Origin of the sequence: Methanobrevibacter sp. (assembly GCF_045636185.1) — an archaeon.
In the GTDB taxonomy this organism is placed as follows: domain Archaea; phylum Methanobacteriota; class Methanobacteria; order Methanobacteriales; family Methanobacteriaceae; genus Methanocatella.
Genome location: NZ_JAZTXC010000088.1, coordinates 1 through 17,864, shown reverse-complemented (window position 1 = coordinate 17,864; position 17,864 = coordinate 1). Strand labels below are relative to the sequence as shown.

15 protein-coding genes and 1 pseudogene are annotated in these 17,864 nt (G+C 27.0%); all 16 read right to left on the bottom strand.

Annotated features, from left to right (window positions below):
• Nucleotides 1–351: pseudogene (locus ACKI3Q_RS05220) on the bottom strand (hypothetical protein); the annotation flags it as partial.
• A 240-nt stretch (nucleotides 352–591) separates the two neighbouring features.
• Nucleotides 592–1,035, bottom strand: a complete 444-nt coding sequence (locus ACKI3Q_RS05215) for a hypothetical protein (RefSeq protein WP_407414951.1) — start codon at nucleotides 1,033–1,035, stop codon at nucleotides 592–594.
• A gap of 534 nt (nucleotides 1,036–1,569) precedes the next feature.
• Nucleotides 1,570–2,649, bottom strand: coding sequence for a phosphonoacetaldehyde reductase (locus tag ACKI3Q_RS05210; protein ID WP_407414949.1), 1,080 nt, complete (start codon nucleotides 2,647–2,649; stop codon nucleotides 1,570–1,572).
• Between the two features lie 5 nt (nucleotides 2,650–2,654).
• Nucleotides 2,655–3,773: a phosphonopyruvate decarboxylase gene (gene aepY, locus ACKI3Q_RS05205; protein WP_407414947.1), complete on the bottom strand. Its 1,119-nt coding sequence runs from the start codon at nucleotides 3,771–3,773 to the stop codon at nucleotides 2,655–2,657.
• Between the two features lie 4 nt (nucleotides 3,774–3,777).
• Complete coding sequence (aepX, locus tag ACKI3Q_RS05200; RefSeq protein WP_407414945.1) at nucleotides 3,778–5,073, bottom strand: phosphoenolpyruvate mutase; 1,296 nt, start codon at nucleotides 5,071–5,073, stop codon at nucleotides 3,778–3,780.
• Entirely contained in the window at nucleotides 5,070–5,771 is a 702-nt protein-coding gene (locus ACKI3Q_RS05195; RefSeq protein ID WP_407414943.1) for a sugar phosphate nucleotidyltransferase, read from the bottom strand. Before ACKI3Q_RS05195 ends, aepX begins: the two co-directional genes overlap by 4 nt.
• Before the next feature lie 377 nt (nucleotides 5,772–6,148).
• Nucleotides 6,149–7,246, bottom strand: a complete 1,098-nt coding sequence (gene glf / locus ACKI3Q_RS05190) for a UDP-galactopyranose mutase (protein WP_407414941.1) — start codon at nucleotides 7,244–7,246, stop codon at nucleotides 6,149–6,151.
• A gap of 99 nt (nucleotides 7,247–7,345) precedes the next feature.
• Entirely contained in the window at nucleotides 7,346–7,861 is a 516-nt protein-coding gene (locus ACKI3Q_RS05185) for an acyltransferase (protein ID WP_407414939.1), read from the bottom strand.
• A gap of 546 nt (nucleotides 7,862–8,407) precedes the next feature.
• Nucleotides 8,408–9,211 (bottom strand): DapH/DapD/GlmU-related protein, encoded by an 804-nt coding sequence (locus ACKI3Q_RS05180; protein ID WP_407414937.1) that lies wholly within the window; start codon nucleotides 9,209–9,211, stop codon nucleotides 8,408–8,410.
• A gap of 45 nt (nucleotides 9,212–9,256) precedes the next feature.
• On the bottom strand, nucleotides 9,257–10,300 hold the full coding sequence (locus ACKI3Q_RS05175; protein WP_407414935.1) for an FkbM family methyltransferase: 1,044 nt from the start codon (nucleotides 10,298–10,300) through the stop codon (nucleotides 9,257–9,259).
• Between the two features lie 84 nt (nucleotides 10,301–10,384).
• Nucleotides 10,385–11,389: a sugar phosphate nucleotidyltransferase gene (locus ACKI3Q_RS05170; RefSeq protein ID WP_407414933.1), complete on the bottom strand. Its 1,005-nt coding sequence runs from the start codon at nucleotides 11,387–11,389 to the stop codon at nucleotides 10,385–10,387.
• Between the two features lie 6 nt (nucleotides 11,390–11,395).
• The gene (locus ACKI3Q_RS05165; protein WP_407414931.1) at nucleotides 11,396–12,562 is read right to left on the bottom strand and encodes a DegT/DnrJ/EryC1/StrS family aminotransferase; all 1,167 of its coding nucleotides are present in this window, start codon (nucleotides 12,560–12,562) and stop codon (nucleotides 11,396–11,398) included.
• A gap of 4 nt (nucleotides 12,563–12,566) precedes the next feature.
• Nucleotides 12,567–13,505 (bottom strand): GDP-L-fucose synthase family protein, encoded by a 939-nt coding sequence (locus tag ACKI3Q_RS05160; RefSeq protein ID WP_407414929.1) that lies wholly within the window; start codon nucleotides 13,503–13,505, stop codon nucleotides 12,567–12,569.
• A 9-nt stretch (nucleotides 13,506–13,514) separates the two neighbouring features.
• Nucleotides 13,515–14,576 carry a GDP-mannose 4,6-dehydratase gene (gene gmd, locus ACKI3Q_RS05155; protein WP_407414927.1) on the bottom strand — a complete coding sequence of 354 codons (1,062 nt, stop codon included), beginning with the start codon at nucleotides 14,574–14,576 and terminating at the stop codon, nucleotides 13,515–13,517.
• Between the two features lie 118 nt (nucleotides 14,577–14,694).
• Complete coding sequence (locus tag ACKI3Q_RS05150; RefSeq protein ID WP_407414925.1) at nucleotides 14,695–16,260, bottom strand: glycosyltransferase family 10 domain-containing protein; 1,566 nt, start codon at nucleotides 16,258–16,260, stop codon at nucleotides 14,695–14,697.
• 636 nt (nucleotides 16,261–16,896) lie between these two features.
• On the bottom strand, nucleotides 16,897–17,864 hold a 968-nt coding region (locus tag ACKI3Q_RS05145; RefSeq protein ID WP_407414923.1), incomplete at its 5' end, for a phosphorylcholine transferase LicD.

Here is a 17,864-nt window from a genome sequence, read left to right as displayed (position 1 = left end):
TCCAATTAATGGATTATTTTTTATTCCGAATTTTTTTCCACATTTTTTGCATTGATACTGCTGTTCTTTAAATTCTGTGGTTTTTCCATTGATATTTTGTTTATTTTTTGTTATCGTACCTTTTTTAATTATTTTATGGGCACCACAATTAGGACAAATCGGAATATCATATTTAAATGTGTTATTTTCATCTAAAAATAGTTTTTGATTAGTATTTTCAAAATTTGGTACTTTATTTAACCTTTCTGAAATGATTTTTTCTTGATCAATATTTTCGTCAGAAAAATCCAAAAGTTTAAGTTGTATAAAGTCTATATTACTATTGAGGGCAAATATCTTTTGTTTGGTCATAAAATATTATTTGTCCTCATTTATTTAAGTAATTTACTATTTTTAAACCATTAAAATTAAAATTAAAGAAAAATTAGAACGAATTTCCATCGAAGTGAAATTTCAACTGTAAAAAATTTAAAATCAAATAGGCCTATAAAATTTTACAGACTCAAATTTTACAAAATTAGAAAAAAGATAAATTAAAAATTTAGTTATATATTTTCTTAAAACATGAAATATTATGTGAAAGTTTACAGTTTATCCTGATAACTTATGATTAAATCGGACAGATTCTACAAGATTAGAAACAATATTAATTACATCCTCTTTCTGTGTATTATAATCGAATCCTATAATTAAAAATCTAAAATTATTACCATCTTCAGTAAAAAAGAATGTAGATCGATTTTCAGAGTCTTTATGATAAAAAGCTGCAGGAATTTCCATATCTCCACAATGAACAGTACCATTACTATATAATTGATACTCACTACTATTTTCAATAGCTTGAATTCTATTGGCAAATGTCTCATTATTTCCCGAAGAGCTATAAATAAAAATATGCATATCGGTATCATAATTAATAATTGATACTTGATTACCTTTATCGGACTCCAAAACAAATCCTTCAGGTAATGAAAAAGTATAATTTCCAACATCCACATATGCACTGCCCACAACATCAGAAACATTCGAAATCATGTATAAGTTAACACCACAAATACATATTATTACAATTATCAAAAAATAACGTTTATCCATAACTAGTCAACTACTGAAAAAATATTTTTATGTAAATATATATTTAAATTTTTGATTAAAATATTTTTCGTATTAAAAACTGGGAATATCCTCTTGTTAGTTAGAATTTTAGTTTTTTCATCTCACCATTTTTTTTCTGTTGACAATTTGATTTAATAATCAAATATTAACTGTTTATATTAAATGAAAAATTTGATGAAATGGATAAAATAAACCAAAATTTCATAAAAACTCTCTAAAAAACTTGAAATAATCTTTAACCCTACTAAAAATAAGAAAATTCCCAATGTAAATAATTTTGCAGAATATTATTCAAAGTAACATTTTCTGAAAAAATAAAAAGGATTTTCATAACACATTAAGGCTCACAAAGACGATAGAATTAAATAAGTTAAACATGAAAAAAAGAAATTTTTGGGAGAAAATGAAAATCAGTTAAATTTTTTACACACCCTATTTGTTGTTAGAATTAAATCAGAACACATTTAAGAGAATATTTTGAATTTCAGATTCATCAAAAACGATAGGATTATTATCCATTCTTCCACCAGTTGTCGCTTCTTTAACAATTAATGGAATATCTCCTTTTTTTACACCAAAATTTGAAAGAGACAATTTATTTAATGAAATATTATCAAACCATTGTTTAATATCTTCCAAATCATCCGCTTTGAATGAATCTAAAAATAAATCTTTTTCTTTAACAAATTCCCAGTTTCTTTTTAATACTTCAAATAATGTAATTGCTACAGCAAAACCATGATTTATACCATACATCATTGTTAATGGATAAGATATTGAGTGACATGCAGTAGTTCTCGTATTTGAAAATGCGAGTCCTGCAAAAAAAGATCCCATAAGCATTTGTTTTCTATAGTCTAAATTATCCAAATCATTTAAAACTAAAGGTAAATATTTATGGATAATAAAAATAGCATTTCGAGCCAATACTCGAGTATATCTATTTGAGGGTACTGACCAATACGATTCCATTGCGTGTGCTAATGCATCAAGTCCAGTAGCTAAAGTCATATTTTCATCCATTGTTACAGTCAATTCAGGAATTAACCATGATTCACAAGGATATAAAAAATCAGCATCTATAGAATATTTTTTACAATCATCAAAATCCCATATTGTAGCCCATTTTGTACACTCAGAACCTGTTCCTGCAGTTGTTGGAACTGCAATAACTGGAATGGGATTGGAATTATCCAAATATAATTTATTTTTTATTAAATCTAAAATATCCATATTTTTATATTCATATAATGCAGATATTGCCTTTGCCAAATCTATTGAACTTCCACCACCAATAGCTATTATTAAATCAGGTTTTGAAATTTCACCCAATATTTTATTAAGAAGATGAATATCTGGATTAGCAATGCTTTCATCAATAACATCAAATCTAGAAACATCTATTTCAAATGTATTAATGACTCTTTTTGATGCGATTAATAAAGTTTTCTCCCCAAAATTATTTAATCTCCATTTAAATTTATCCAAATCATATTCAAAGAATTTAATTGGTACATTATAAACCCAATCCATAATTTTTAACTCCTTAGTTTATTCATGAATTCAATTTTATTTTCAATTGGTGTTGTGGTTGGCCTCCCAAGGTCTTTTCTAGATTCCAAATTAACATCAATATTTAAAAATACCGGACCATTATCTTTAATGAATTGTGGTAAAATACTTTTTAATTCATCGATGTTTGAAGCATTATAGACCTTCTTGTATCCGCATGCTAAAACTATTTCATCAATATATATGTCCGACATTATTGTTGGTAATCCACCCACACTTTCATGTGCAGAATTGTTAAACATTACATGATAGAAATTATTTGGTTTCATTGATCCTATTAATGCTAGTGAGCCCATGTGCATCAATATTGCTCCATCACCATCAAAACAAAATATTTTCTTATTAGAATTATTCAATGCAACACCCAATGCAATACTTGATGAGTGACCCATTGATCCTACAGTTAAAAAGTCATTGCCATGTCCTTGTTTTAATTTTTCACGATATTCAAATAATTCCCTTGAAGACTTACCTGTAGTTGAAACAACCATATCTTCATCAGATAAAAAATCAACAATCGTTTGAATAGCTTCTTCTCTTGTTAAAACATTTTTATTCTCTTTTTTAATTTTATAATCTTCAAAAGCACCTTTAGAAACAACAACAGCAACACTATTTCCATTATTTAACTGATTAATAAAATTATTTTCAAATACACCCACTAATTCTTCAAATTTCGTTTCTTTTGTGATGACAGTATATTCAATATCCAGCATATCCAATAGGTCAAGTGTGATTGCTCCCTGTTTAATGTGTTGTGGTTCATCATGAATACCCGGTTCTCCTCTCCAACCAACCAAATAAACAACAGGAATCGAATAAACTTCACTATGAGTTAAAGAAGTTACTGGATTAACAATATTACCTAAACCAGAATTCTGTAAATAAACTAAAGGTATGTTACCTGTAGATAAATTATACCCGCTAGCTATCGCTAATGCATTACCTTCATTAGCTGCAATAATATTACCACAATTTTCTTCCACATAATCTGCAAAAGAAGACAATTGTGAATCCGGCACACCTGTAAAAAAGTCTATATTAATATTTTTTAAATAATTGACAAATTCTTCAACATTTATCATATTTTCACTCGTCTGGAATTAAAGTTAATATCTCTTTTATTGGTAAGCAATTATCATCTACTTCCTTACATCTTTCATTTTCAAGTATAGTAGTTGCAGTTTCCATCATTGATGGATATGCACTTCTAATTAAATGATTAGCATAAATAACTATATTAACTCCTTTTTTAGCAAATTCTTCTTCATATACTTGATTAAATGAAGTTGGAACAACGACTAAAGGAACATTAGGTGCAAATTCATTAAATTTTTCACAGAATTCAAATATTTCATCAGGATCTTGTTCCCTACTATGAATCATGATTCCATCAGCTCCAGCACCAATGTATGCCTTTGCCCGATTAATTGCATCATCCATACCTTGTTTTAATATTAAACTTTCAATTCTTGCTATTATCATGAATTCATCAGTGATTAAAGCTTTTTTACCTGCTTTTATTTTTTCACAGAAGTTTTCAATTGAATCTTGGGTTTGCACAACATCAGTACCAAATAAAGAATTTTTCTTTAATCCAATTTTATCTTCAATAATAATGGCAGAAACACCCATTCTCTCAATTGTTTTAATATTAAAAACAAAATGTTCGATTAAACCACCAGTATCCCCATCTAAAATAATTGGTTTTGATGAAACTTCCATTATTTCATTTATTGTATTAATTCTTGAGGTCATGTCTACAAGTTCAATATCTGGTTTTCCTTTTGCAGTACTGTCTGTTAGACTACTAATCCAAATAGCATCAAAAGAATTAATTTTTTCATCCTTAACCACTTTTGCATTTTCCACTACCAATGCAGAAAGACCATTATGTGCCTCCATTGTACGAACAATTGGCTTGAGTGAAATTAATTTCTTTAATTTTCCTCTTCGAGATTCTGGAACTGAACCTGCATTTTTAATAATATTATTAATCTGATCAATACTTACATCTTCAGTATATGGTATTTCAATTAACTCCCCACCCCATTCAGATAATGTATCAATAACATTTTGTCTTATTTTACTTTGAACACCTTCTTTCCAGTCATCCCCATGAAAAACATAATCCGGCATATATTTTTTTAAATTTGTGGTATAATCTAAAGTATCCTGAGGAACAACCTCTGAAACACCGTCAATATTTTTAATTATAAATGTGCGCTGTTCATAATCCAAAACGGGAAATCTTTTATAAGTAGCTACAACTTCATCCGTTAAAACACCAACAATTAGATTACCATATTCTGAAGCTTTTTTAATTAAATTAATGTGTCCATGATGCAATATGTCTGCACTAATAGCAATATAAACAGTTTTCATTTTAATATTCTCCTAACTCTTTTTAAATCATCTTTATCATCTATTTCCGTACATAAATCACCCAAAACATCTAATGGATAAATAGAAATCTGATTAAGCAATAAATTTAATGCATTTTCTGCATAAACATCAGTTTTTCCATCTTGACAAAACTCTCTAATTTTATTTTTCCACAATTTCCAATCTTCTTTTTTTAACTTATAAAAAGGTTGACAAGCAACCGCATCTGAACCAAAATATGTAGTAGAAATACAATTAACCTTATTTTCAACAATTTTAGCTTTAAAATCATCTTTTGGCAATTCAATACTTGAATCAATGACAACAGAAGAATTATTAGCATTAATAACTTTTTCAGCAACTTCTTTTGAAAATACTAAATCCCCATGTAACAGAATAATATCCTCATTTATATCTTCAATTAAATCAATTGATTTAATATAATTAGTTTTATCATAAACTGGATTATGGACAAAACAAAAATTCAAATCTGGAAAATTATTTTTAGTATAATCAATTAAAACATCATTTAAATAACCAGTTGTAATAATAAAATCTTTTGAATAATTTGATAGAATATTAATAGCTCTTGAAAAAATTGTTTGATTACTATTAATTTCGACTAATGATTTTGGGGCATTTTCAGTTAAATTGCCCAATCTAGAACCTAACCCTGAGTTTAATATAATAATTTTCATAATTTCCCACTTAATAGTTAAATTACCATTTTCTGTATCTGAAGTAATCAGTCCACAATATAATATTAAATCCATCTAAAATTCAGTTAATTATTTTAAAAAATTATTATTTTAACTTAATTATCAGTTGGTTTAATAGACGAATAATGCTCATGAAATGAAATTACCTCTTCTTAATTATTAATTTTTTCTTCTTAATATTATATAGTATCTTATTTACCATTCACAGACCATATACTGTTACAAGCCCACAAGATTCGTTTCAATTACAAGAAAATTATATATTTTTATATTATGTTTAAATTATAAATAATTAATTATATAAAAAATTTAATTTTTTAAATGCAACATCATAAAAATTCATTAGATTAAAAGTATTATTTAATACTTTTAACTAATTTTAAAGCTTCATCAATAACCTGCCACATATCATAATATTGATACATTCCAAGCCTTCCACCAAAAATGACTTTATCTTCTTTTTTTGCCAATTCTTGATATTTCTTAAATAATTCAGAATTTTTTTCATCATTTAGTGGATAATATGCTTCTTCACCTTTCATCCAAGTTTTCGGATATTCCCTTGTAATAATAGTTTTTGAAGACTCTGAAGACTCAAAATGTTTATGTTCAATGATTCTTGTAAATGGCGTTTCTGCATCAGTATAATTAATAACAGCATTACCTTGATAGTTTTCCATATCCAAAGTTTCAAATTCAAAGTTTAGACCTCTGTATTCGAGTTCTCCATGACAATAATCATAATATTGGTCTATCATTCCTGTAAAAATTATTTTATCTGCAATATTTAACCATTTATCTTTATCATCAAAAAAATCCGTATTTAATTTAACTTCAATACCATCAAGCATCTTTTCAATGATTTTAGTGTACCCACCAATAGGAATTCCCTGATATAAATCATTAAAGTAATTATTATCAAATGTGTATCGTACAGGAAGCCTTTTTATAATAAAAGATGGAAGTTCACTACATTTTCTACCCCATTGTTTTTCAGTGTATCCTTTAACAAGTTTTTCATAAATGTCTTTACCTATTAATGAAATAGCCTGTTCTTCTAAGTTTTTAGGGTTTTCAATATTTGACTCTGCTTTTTGTTCATCAATTTTTGCTTTAGCTTCTTCAGGTGTCCTAACACCCCACATTTGATAAAAGGTATTCATATTAAATGGCAAATTATATAATTCTCCTTTATAATTAGCAACAGGAGAGTTTGTATACCTATTAAAATCAGCAAATTGATTAATATACTCCCAAACTTCTTTATTGTTAGTATGGAAAATATGGGCACCATATTTATGAACATTGATATTTTCTTCTAATTCTGTGTAAACATTTCCACCAATATGGTCTCTTTTTTCAATTACTAAACATTTTTTTCCTTTTTTTGTCATCTCATGTGCAAAAATAGAGCCAAATAGGCCTGAACCTACAATTAAATAATCATATTTCATAATATCACCAAATTTATTTTAATATACTAAAAAAATTGATTTTAAACTAAGTTAATATTAGCAATCAATTTGATAAAACTTAAAACCTTAATTTAAAACTTAAATATAAAATCTATTTTTATTTTTATCGTTTCTCAGTTCAATTATTTTTTCAATTTTTAAATCAATATCATTTATTTTATTAATTTCTTCAATTTTATTAAATCCAGTTTTAGCATTTTCATTTGAATAAATCCATTTATCAGAAGAATATTGCATAAATTGTTCTGTTTCATTTTTAGTAAATTTATGGACACTTCTTCCATCAAAAAAAACATTTTTTTTAATCTCTTTTGAAGGGACCCCTGCAGATATAGAATTGGATTTTACTTTTTTATTAGTTATTACCGCCCTGGCTCCAATAATACTTCCTGAACCAATATGTGTACCTTTTAAAATCAGCGCATCTTGTCCGATCCAAACATGATCTCCAAAATATACATCTTCACTAAGATTTATTCTTTTCATCGAATCTACATCATAAATTAAATGAGAGTCTGCTAAACGAACTCCTATTCCATGTGAAAACATACAATCTTTTCCAATAAATATGCTTTTTTCTTCAGAAATAATCATAAATAATTTTGAACCAAAATAATTATTTTCATCTATAAATAAGACAGAATTATTAAAAATGTTTACAAATATTTTATAATGATTATAATTTGAAGAAAGGTAAATAATGGAGTTATTTCCATAAAAATTTATAATACTTCCATTTAGAATCACATTTTCTTCACATATTAAAACATTATTTTCACCATTAAAAATGATTTCACTGTTAATTAATTGTGGCTCATAATTCAAGATTCTATTATTTTTTTCATCAGTTTTAATTAAATTCATGTTATACCTTTTTATTAGTTTATTTTCATGTGAAATATTATCTTATTTAAGTTATGAAATAATAAATTTATTTTTTTATTGAACCTAAGCTTAATCTAATATATACTCCAAATTATTTATCAAATTTCCCAATTCTTCATTAATTCATTAGATGCATGAATCCTAATTTATATTAAATAATTAACAGATAACAATTAAATGAAAAAAAGTAGAATTTCAACATGTTGTATTAGATACTTTGTTGAAAAACACCTTATTTTTATATTCAAAATTGATTTAAATGAAAAACCTATTATGCTTTTTATTTTGAACGAATAATTTTTGAATGAAATCCAATTTTTCATCCACATCAAAATTAGATAATAAATTATCTACTTTTTTTATGTCTAATGTTTCACCAGGAACATTATCATATAAAAAAATTCTACTACTATATGTATTGAAATCCTTAGAATCTTCTTTAGTGAAATTTGCCACATAATCTTTTGTGAAAAATACGTCACTTCTTATAAGACTGACAGGATTGCCTGAATAAACAGCATTAGATTTCAGTGTGGCGTTAGATGGAACATATGAATTATTTTCTACAATTGCACCAGAACCTATAGTAACGCCTTTATCAATATAAATTTTATGACCTAACCACACATGATCACCAATGAATACACTAGAACTCATATTTAATCTAGCTTTATTCTCACGATCATAAATAATATGTGCATCACCAGTTCGAATATCAGAATTACTTCCAATACTGCAATCATCACCTATTATTAAATTTTGATGTTCCTGGACATTAATACCTATTGGAGGTATTAAATCATTATTTTTTCCAATGAAAAGAACAGAATCATGAACTATACGAACAGTTAAACAATAACCATTAGAATTAGACAAATAAATTAAGGAATTATTTCCTCTAAATTCTATATCACAACCCCACATTTTAACATTATTTTCACAAAATATTATATTATTTTTACCAGCAAACTGAATTTTTGAATATTCAATGGTGGGATTACCTAAAATTTTATTATCCTTTAATGATGAAATTTGCTCAGTGTTTGTTACTACTTCCATATTATCACGTTTATATAATTTATAAAATAACCTTTATAATTTTTTTCAATATGGCCTACATTCTAAAACAGTATCTGCTAAAAATGTCCAAGGTCTTTCTTTAGATATTTTAAAATTATAATCCAAATCCAATCTTTCAATCCAAGGTTTAATTTCAAAAAAATCATCAGGATTATGATAAATACTCAAAATCAAAAATGGTTTTTGAGATTTAATAGTTTCAATAGCCCCTTCAAGTAATTTTTGTTCAGTGCCTTCAACATCAACTTTAATAAAACCTACATTGAGATTATTATCCTGAACATATTTATCAATAGTCATTGTTTCAACAGTGAAAGATTTATCAAAATGTCTGAAAGATTCATCGGAAGTTATCCCTTGAACATTATTTCCAGAAAGATATATTTTTTCTTCACCATTCTTGTCACTTAAAGAAGCTTCTACAGGAACAATATTGTCCACATCATTAAGTTTAATATTCTCAAGTAATTTATTAAACGAATCCTCAAATGGTTCGAAAGCATGTACCTTTGATGAAGTTAATTTTGAAAATGCTAATGAAGAATCCCCAATATAAGCACCAGCATCAATAATATCTTTATTTCCAATATAATTCCTATCTTCCTGAGTAAAATCATTCATAAAACAATGTTTATTATAATTTTGATCTGTGAATTTAAAACCGCAAATCTCATTACCTGAAACATTTTTGTTTGAAAATTCAATGTATTCCTTTTGAAGTTTTAATTCTTCATCAGTGAATAATGTGTCTTTACTTAATAAATAAGCCGCATTAGCTCTTAAAAATAATTGGATGGCACTTTTTCTAGAGTCTTCTGGAAAATTTTTAAGAAAATCATATAATCTGACCGGAAAATCTTCACGAAAAGAATAATCATAAAATCTCCTATCACAAAAAGTAGATGCTTGATATTCTGAAGGTCGAATATTATCAGAATATTTATAGTCCTCTTTTAATTTAGAATTTTCTTCTAAAACCGATTCATATTTCTCCTTATATTCTTCATATTTTTCTTTATAATAAATATAACTATTACTTTTTGATAAAATTTTATTTTTAATATCCATAATTTCTAATTTCTCCTAATTAAAATCTTCATGTTTAAATTTATAAAAAAAACTAATAGAGTATGTTTAAAAATCTTTGATTATTTATCGGGTATAATAATCCTCCATCCTAATAGTATCATCAAGATAAGGAGTGGAAACTTCATGCAAAATAGTATTTTCAGTTGCGACAATTGAATGAATCACTTTAGGTTCTATGCGAATACTATCATTTTTTGAAAAATATTCCTTATGGTCTTCAAACTCAATATATCCTGAACCAGACAAAATATACATGGTTTCATCTTTTTCATTATGATAATGGAAAGATGTCTGGAATCCTTCTTTAATATATAATTCTTTAGTTAAGTATTTTTCAGTATATATTAATACTTTTTCATAACCCCAAGGTTTATCTGTTTTATTTTCATATTCTTTTTTAACAGCTTCTAATTCTTTTGAAGTATCAACAGCAATCCAATAAATTCCATTTTCCTTATAATAACCCAAACTATTTTCTTTGGCAATAGTTGGGAAATATAATTTCTCAATATCTCCAGTAGTTAATTTACCAAAATCAATTTTAGATTTTGTGAAATAAATTCCTCCATTAATATAATAATCTTCAAGAATTGGTTTTTCTTTAAATGAAACTAAACGGTCACCGTTCATTTCAACAATACCATAAGGAGATTGCATTTGTGTAACGAACATAATTACTGGTAAAGAAGATTTCATACCATAATCTATCATCGCTTTTAAATTAACATCTGAAACAATATCACCATTACGAATAAGACATTGTTTATCTCCATCAATTGCATCCATACCTAATCTTATTGCATTTAAAGTTCCTAAAGGTTCATCTTCAATAACATAATGTATTTTAATACCTTTATACTCATCACCATACCTTTCTTCAATTTTTTCATGTAAAAATCCTGCTAGAAGATAAACTTCATTAACACCAGCATTTTTAAAATCAAAAAGTTGTTTGTCAAGAATTGTATAATCTTCACTAATCTCCACTAATGGTTTTGGTACTGTTTCAGTAACTGGCCTTAAACGTTTACCAAAACCTCCACATAAAATCATTCCAACAGTTTCCATAAAAATCTAATCCTCTACAAGTTTAATTAATAAATTATAAATCTCATCCAAATCTTTTTTAACATCAAAATGATGATTACCAATGAATAATCCATTATTATGAAGAATATTTGAATTTTTTAAATCCCCATATATTGAATAATCAAAGTATTCTATGACTTTGTTTTTTGTGAAATTTCCTGCAACAATAGGTCGATATTCAATATTATTTTCATCACATAATTCTATAAATTCTTTTCGTTGAACATCATCCCCAAATATTATTGGAAATCCAAAAAATGAAGAATCATCTTGATTATTTTGTAAAGATATTGAATTTATCATTGAAAATTTATCTAAAAAGTATTTTCCATTAGATTTACGTTCTTTTAAGAACACATCTAATTTTTTTAATTGCTCCCTACCTATAGCTGCTTCCATTTCAACAGGCCTAACATTATATCCTGGAAATATAAAATTAAACATTTCATAAAATTTATCTTTTTTAGTATTGAAACAACTATTTTCACCTAAATTACGAGTCCAACCATGTGATCTAATAGATTTCATAATGTCATTTAATTCATCATCATCTGTTAGAATCATTCCTCCTTCCATTGTTGCCATATGATGTGAATAAAATGTTGAAAATGTTCCACAAACGCCAAAAGTACCTGCGTATTTATCATGATACTTTGCACCCATTGATTCACAATTATCTTCAATTAAAATCAAATTATTATCATTACAGATGTTCAATAATTTATCAAAATCATTAGGATTACCTAATAAATTAACTGCAAAAACAGCTTTTGTATTTTTAGTGATTGCATTTTTTAATTCATTTAAATCCATATTAAATGTATCTAAATCAATGTCAATGAATCTTAATTTTAATCCACATTGGTGAAGTACCGTATATGTTGTTGCCCAAGATACTGCGGGAACAATAACTTCATCACCTTTATTTAAATCATATTTATCAGATAAAATTAAAGCAGAAATAGCAATTAAATTTGCTGATGATCCTGAATTGACCATTACTGCATATTTACTTTCAAAATATTCAGCAAATTCCTTTTCAAACATTTCAACTTCAGGACCCATAGTAAATCTATTTGAATTAATTACACGATTAATAGCATCATATTCATTATTATCCCAAGTATCTGTAGCCAATGGATAATTAATCATGAAATTAATCCTCCCCACATTCATTTTCTAAAAACCAATCATAAGTTAAACTTAAACCCTCTTCCAATGTAAACTTAGACTTCCACCCTAATTCACTGAAATTAGAAACATCCAACATTCTTTTAAATATTCCATCAGGTTTAGAAGTATTAAAAAATAATTCTCCATCATAACCTACAACTTTTTGTATTGTTTGAGCAATTTCACGAATTGTATAATCAACACCAACACCAATATTAATGAAAGATTCACCACAATAATTTTCAGCTGCAAATAATGTAGCATCAGCAACATCATCAACAAACATTAATTCACGGTATTGATTACCACTACCCCATATTTCAACTTGAGGTTCATCATTAATTTTAGCCAAATGCATTTTTTTAATTAAAGCAGCGACAACATGTGCCGTTTCCAAATCAAAATTATCATTAATACCATACAAATTTGGAGGCATAACAGCAATATAATTAGTACCATACTGTTTATTATAATATTCACAAGATTTTAATCCTACAATTTTAGATAAAGCATAACCTTCTTTATCAGGTTCCAATGGACCCGTTAACAAATATTCTTCTTTTAAAGGTTGTACTGCTTGTGCAGGATAAATGCAAGCGCTTCCTAAAAAAATCAATTTCTCCACACCCACATCAAAAGCTGATTTAATCACATTGTGCTGAATAATAATATTGTCCATTAAAAAAGTAACAGGTTCTGAAATACTAGCCCCAATACCACCTACTTTTGCAGCTGCAAGAAAAACAACATCAGGACTTTCTTCTTTAAAAAAATTAACTACATCAGACTGAATAGTTAAATCTAATTCTTTATGAGATTTTAAAATTAGATTGTTATTTCCTCTTTTCTTAAGTGCACGGACTAATGCAGAACCGACCATACCATTATGACCCGCAACATAAATTTTATCATTAGAATTCATGGTAAATCCTCACATTAATTCTTTTTTAACTATTTTTAAGTCTTCTTGAACCATTTCCTTAATTAATGTTTCAAAAGGAGTTTGTGTAGGATTCCAGCCTAATTCCTTAACTGCTTTATTAGGATTTCCCAATAATTGGTCAACCTCAGTAGGTCTAAAATATTTAGGATCCACTTCAATTAAAACTCGTCCAGAATCAATGTCTATTCCTTTCTCGTTAATTCCTTCACCTTCCCATTTTAATTCAATGCCTACTTCTTTAAATGCTAATTCACAGAATTCACGAACAGTATGCATTTCGCCTGTTGCAATAACAAAATCATCAGGCTTATCATTTTGTAATATTAACCACATACATTCAACATAATCTTTTGCATGACCCCAATCACGTTTGGCATTGAGATTTCCAAGATAAAGCTTTTTTTGCAGACCAAATTTAATTCTGGCAGCCGCAAGAGTTATTTTACGAGTGACAAAAGTTTCCCCCCTTCTTGGAGACTCATGATTAAAAAGAATACCATTTGATGCGAAAATATCATACGCTTCTCTATAATTTTTAGTAATCCAAAAACCATATAATTTTGCAACACCATACGGACTTCTAGGATAAAACGGCGTTGTTTCACTTTGAGGGACCTCTTGAACCAAACCATATAATTCAGAAGTTGATGCTTGATATATTTTAGTTTTATTTTCAAGCCCCAATAATCTGACTGCTTCCAAAATACGTAAAGTTCCGAGAGCATCAATTTGAGCTGTATACTCTGGAGTTTCAAAAGAAACTTTAACATGAGATTGTGCAGCTAAATTATAAATTTCATCAGGCTGAATTTTTTGAACTAAAGCAATGACATTAGTGGAATCAGTTAAATCACCATAATGTAGTTGAAAATTCCTAGATTTATGCATATCTTCAACCAAATCTTTCATATATAAATGTTCAATTCTGCCAGTGTTAAATGAAGAACTACGTCGTAGTATTCCATGAACCTCATAACCTTTATCTAGTAAAAATTCAGCAAGATATGAACCATCCTGTCCAGTAACTCCAGTAATTAAAGCTTTTTTCATTATATCACCCACCATAAATTAATAATCTATATGAATTAATACCATAATATATTTTTTGTACATATACAAATAATGTAATAATCAATACATTCTCATTATAAATCTCAAAATTCACAAATTAACTGTAAATCAATCGTTCAAAATGTTTTTCTAAATCAGATAATGTTTTTATTATTTGTTTCGAAGCAGATGGTAATATGTTATCCTGATCCTTAAATTCATCATATGTTTTTTTATCAGTCAACAGATTTTTAAATAACTCTACAGTATCAGCATTACGGTCATCATCAACAACCCAAGTAAGAGGATAATTTGCATGCTGTCCTGCATAAGCTCTCTCCAATACAGTTTGATTACAACCAAATTTTTTATCTGCATCCCATCTAAGTACTGCTTTTGGATTTATTATTTCAGGCTCCATATAATTTCCTCCACCAGCATATAATGGAATGCAATCACAATGAATTGCATCAAATATTTTTTCAGTAACATAAGCATCTACCAACATATTTTCTGCACATAAATAAAATTTAAATTGCCTTAAAAAAGCGAATTTATCATTATTATATTTAGTATACATTTCAGAAGTATTTTTTCTCCATGTACTTGCATATACTATATCAACAAACCTATTGATATCATTAGCTATCAAAGATCTAGTTTTATAAATATCATGAGATGTAACAACTGCAACATCTTTTGATTTTTCAAAACTAATAGAATTCCAATAATCCATCTTTTTTTCAATATCCTCTTCAGTTGATTCTGGAGAAATATGCTTAGAAATCCAATATGGAAATCTTAAATATTTTGGATGATCAACGAAATCATAACTCATTGCTAAATCCACATAATCTAATGCATATTTATCAAACCGATATGTCATTTCAAGGCACCGATTATTTAAATCTTCTATAGAATAAAAGACTTTTTTACCCTCCATAGGATAAGCTAAATTTTCATGAGGGGGATAAACACCAAATATATTTATTTTAAAATCTTCATCGGGAAATTTATGTTTAAGAAAACGCGTGAACCATGCATTATCACAATATCCATCTAAATCTGATAAAACTGAAGTTGGAAACATGAGCCAATTTCTATAAGTTACTTTTCCATCAAGTACAGTATACCCTAATGCAGTACAACATAACTGCGGAATAGACTTAAGTTGGTCTTCTCTCATAGCTAATTTTTCACGAAGAGCTTGAAACTTATCCGGAGATTTCTCTGCTTTAAATTCACTAGAATGAGTAAATGGCCTCCATTCAATATGAATATTAACAATTTCTAAATCACGAACGGATTTAGAAAAAATATATGGTTCATCATGCCAAGTTAATTCACTATCTTCAATAACGGATTCATCATTAACGGAAAAATCAATGAAATCAATATATACGGGAAATCTTTGACCATATTTATCTCTAACATCAATACCTCTAAGATGCATTTTTAACTCGCCGTCATTGATACATATTATTTTTAAATCTAAACTCCCACTAGAACTATGTATTTGAATACCTGCTCCAGTAAAATCATTAAACCAATCCGGACGATATATTTCAGAATTTACATCATTAATAGCCAAAATCATGATATTATTACTATCAGTACCATGATTTTTAATATCAATTCTAGCAGTATAATATTTTTTTAAAAGAAGATCAAAATTATTATTCAAGATAAACACCCATTGTTCATAATATAATCTAATTAATAATTTTAGTTTTAATAATATATACTATTTTTTATTTTGTTAGTCAGAATTTAGTTATTTAATTATCTATTTTGCTGATGCATAGTAATTAAAGACATCTTATCATGCAATATCTTTTAAAAAGACATAAAAAGTCTAAAATGCATTATAATAAAACATTAAAACATTTTTTTCTTAAAAACGATGGAGGAAATCCAACAGAATGCTAAGTTTATGAATATTTGAGTCGCCATTCCCCTAAGAATATTAGTAAAAGCTTCTTCAAATTCTTCTTTAAATGAAATGAGAATCAAAAAAATGATTTAATCCTTGATACAACATCAATAAATATGATATTAATATTTTCAAGACAATACTCAATTATTGAAAAAAATTAAAGGCATATCCCCATCAGATTAGACATATTTTACGATGCAAAGAAATTAAAACAATGAAAATAAAAAAGTGGGCGAAGAAACTAACCCACAATCAATACTTACAGTTGAAATTAAAAGCCAGCCAAAGATAGAATATTTCTATCAATAGTTGAATTTAAATTATCCCATTATTGTCTTTTTACTTTTTTATATCCCGTATTAGAAATAGTCAATCAGAAAAAAATTAAAACTTGAAATTTTTATTTATTTCTTTCAATATACGGATTCTTTTTTCCAACATGTTATAAACATCAGGCACATTTCTAAGTAACATTAATCTATCATGAGTCCTCATAGTCTTAGGAACTTTCATATAATCATTTCCATAAATTCTATTTAGATAGTAATGACTATCATTAGGTACTGGGAAAACATATTCATTAAACCCATATTCTTTTAAAGGAAATATATCAGAATATTTTAAAACAAATAATTCATATAAATTTGTTCCATTATATCCAAAAGATCCTTCTACCCCAGGAATAATATAATCAGTTTCATCATATGTTAAATTTAATTCTCGATAATAATTATCAATAACCTCAGAATAATCTAACCCCATATATAAATCAGAAAATTCAGATCCCCTGCAAAGCATTTGATAAAAATTTCGATTAGATGCATTATATGAATTTCCAAGAGTATTTTCATCATAATTTTTCATGAAATCATATGGAAAAACATCCACACCAGCCAAAAGAGGATGTTCTCCAATTTTTTCATCCCTCATATAAAACTGTAAAAATGAATTAATATCTTTCCCATTAAATTTCCGCCACCTATATCCAACATCAATATAATCAGTTAAGTTATTTTTCTCAATCTCATCATAAATTATTCCTATAAACCTATGATAATCTTTCCTCATCATTCCAATATCAATATCATCATCCCAAGGAATAAAGTTTTCATGTCTTATGGAACCTAAAAGAGTTCCATAATCTAACCACCATTTAATATCATATTTTATACATACTTTATTAATAAATGACAACAATTCCAAACACAATGTTTGAACATCAGCCAATAATCTATTAGGTTTTAACGTATAATTTAAAAAGATTGTATTAAAATACTGATTGTCTGATTCTATAATATATTCACAATTTTTAATTTTATTTTCTAAAAATTCAATTTTTGAAGTTAATTGAC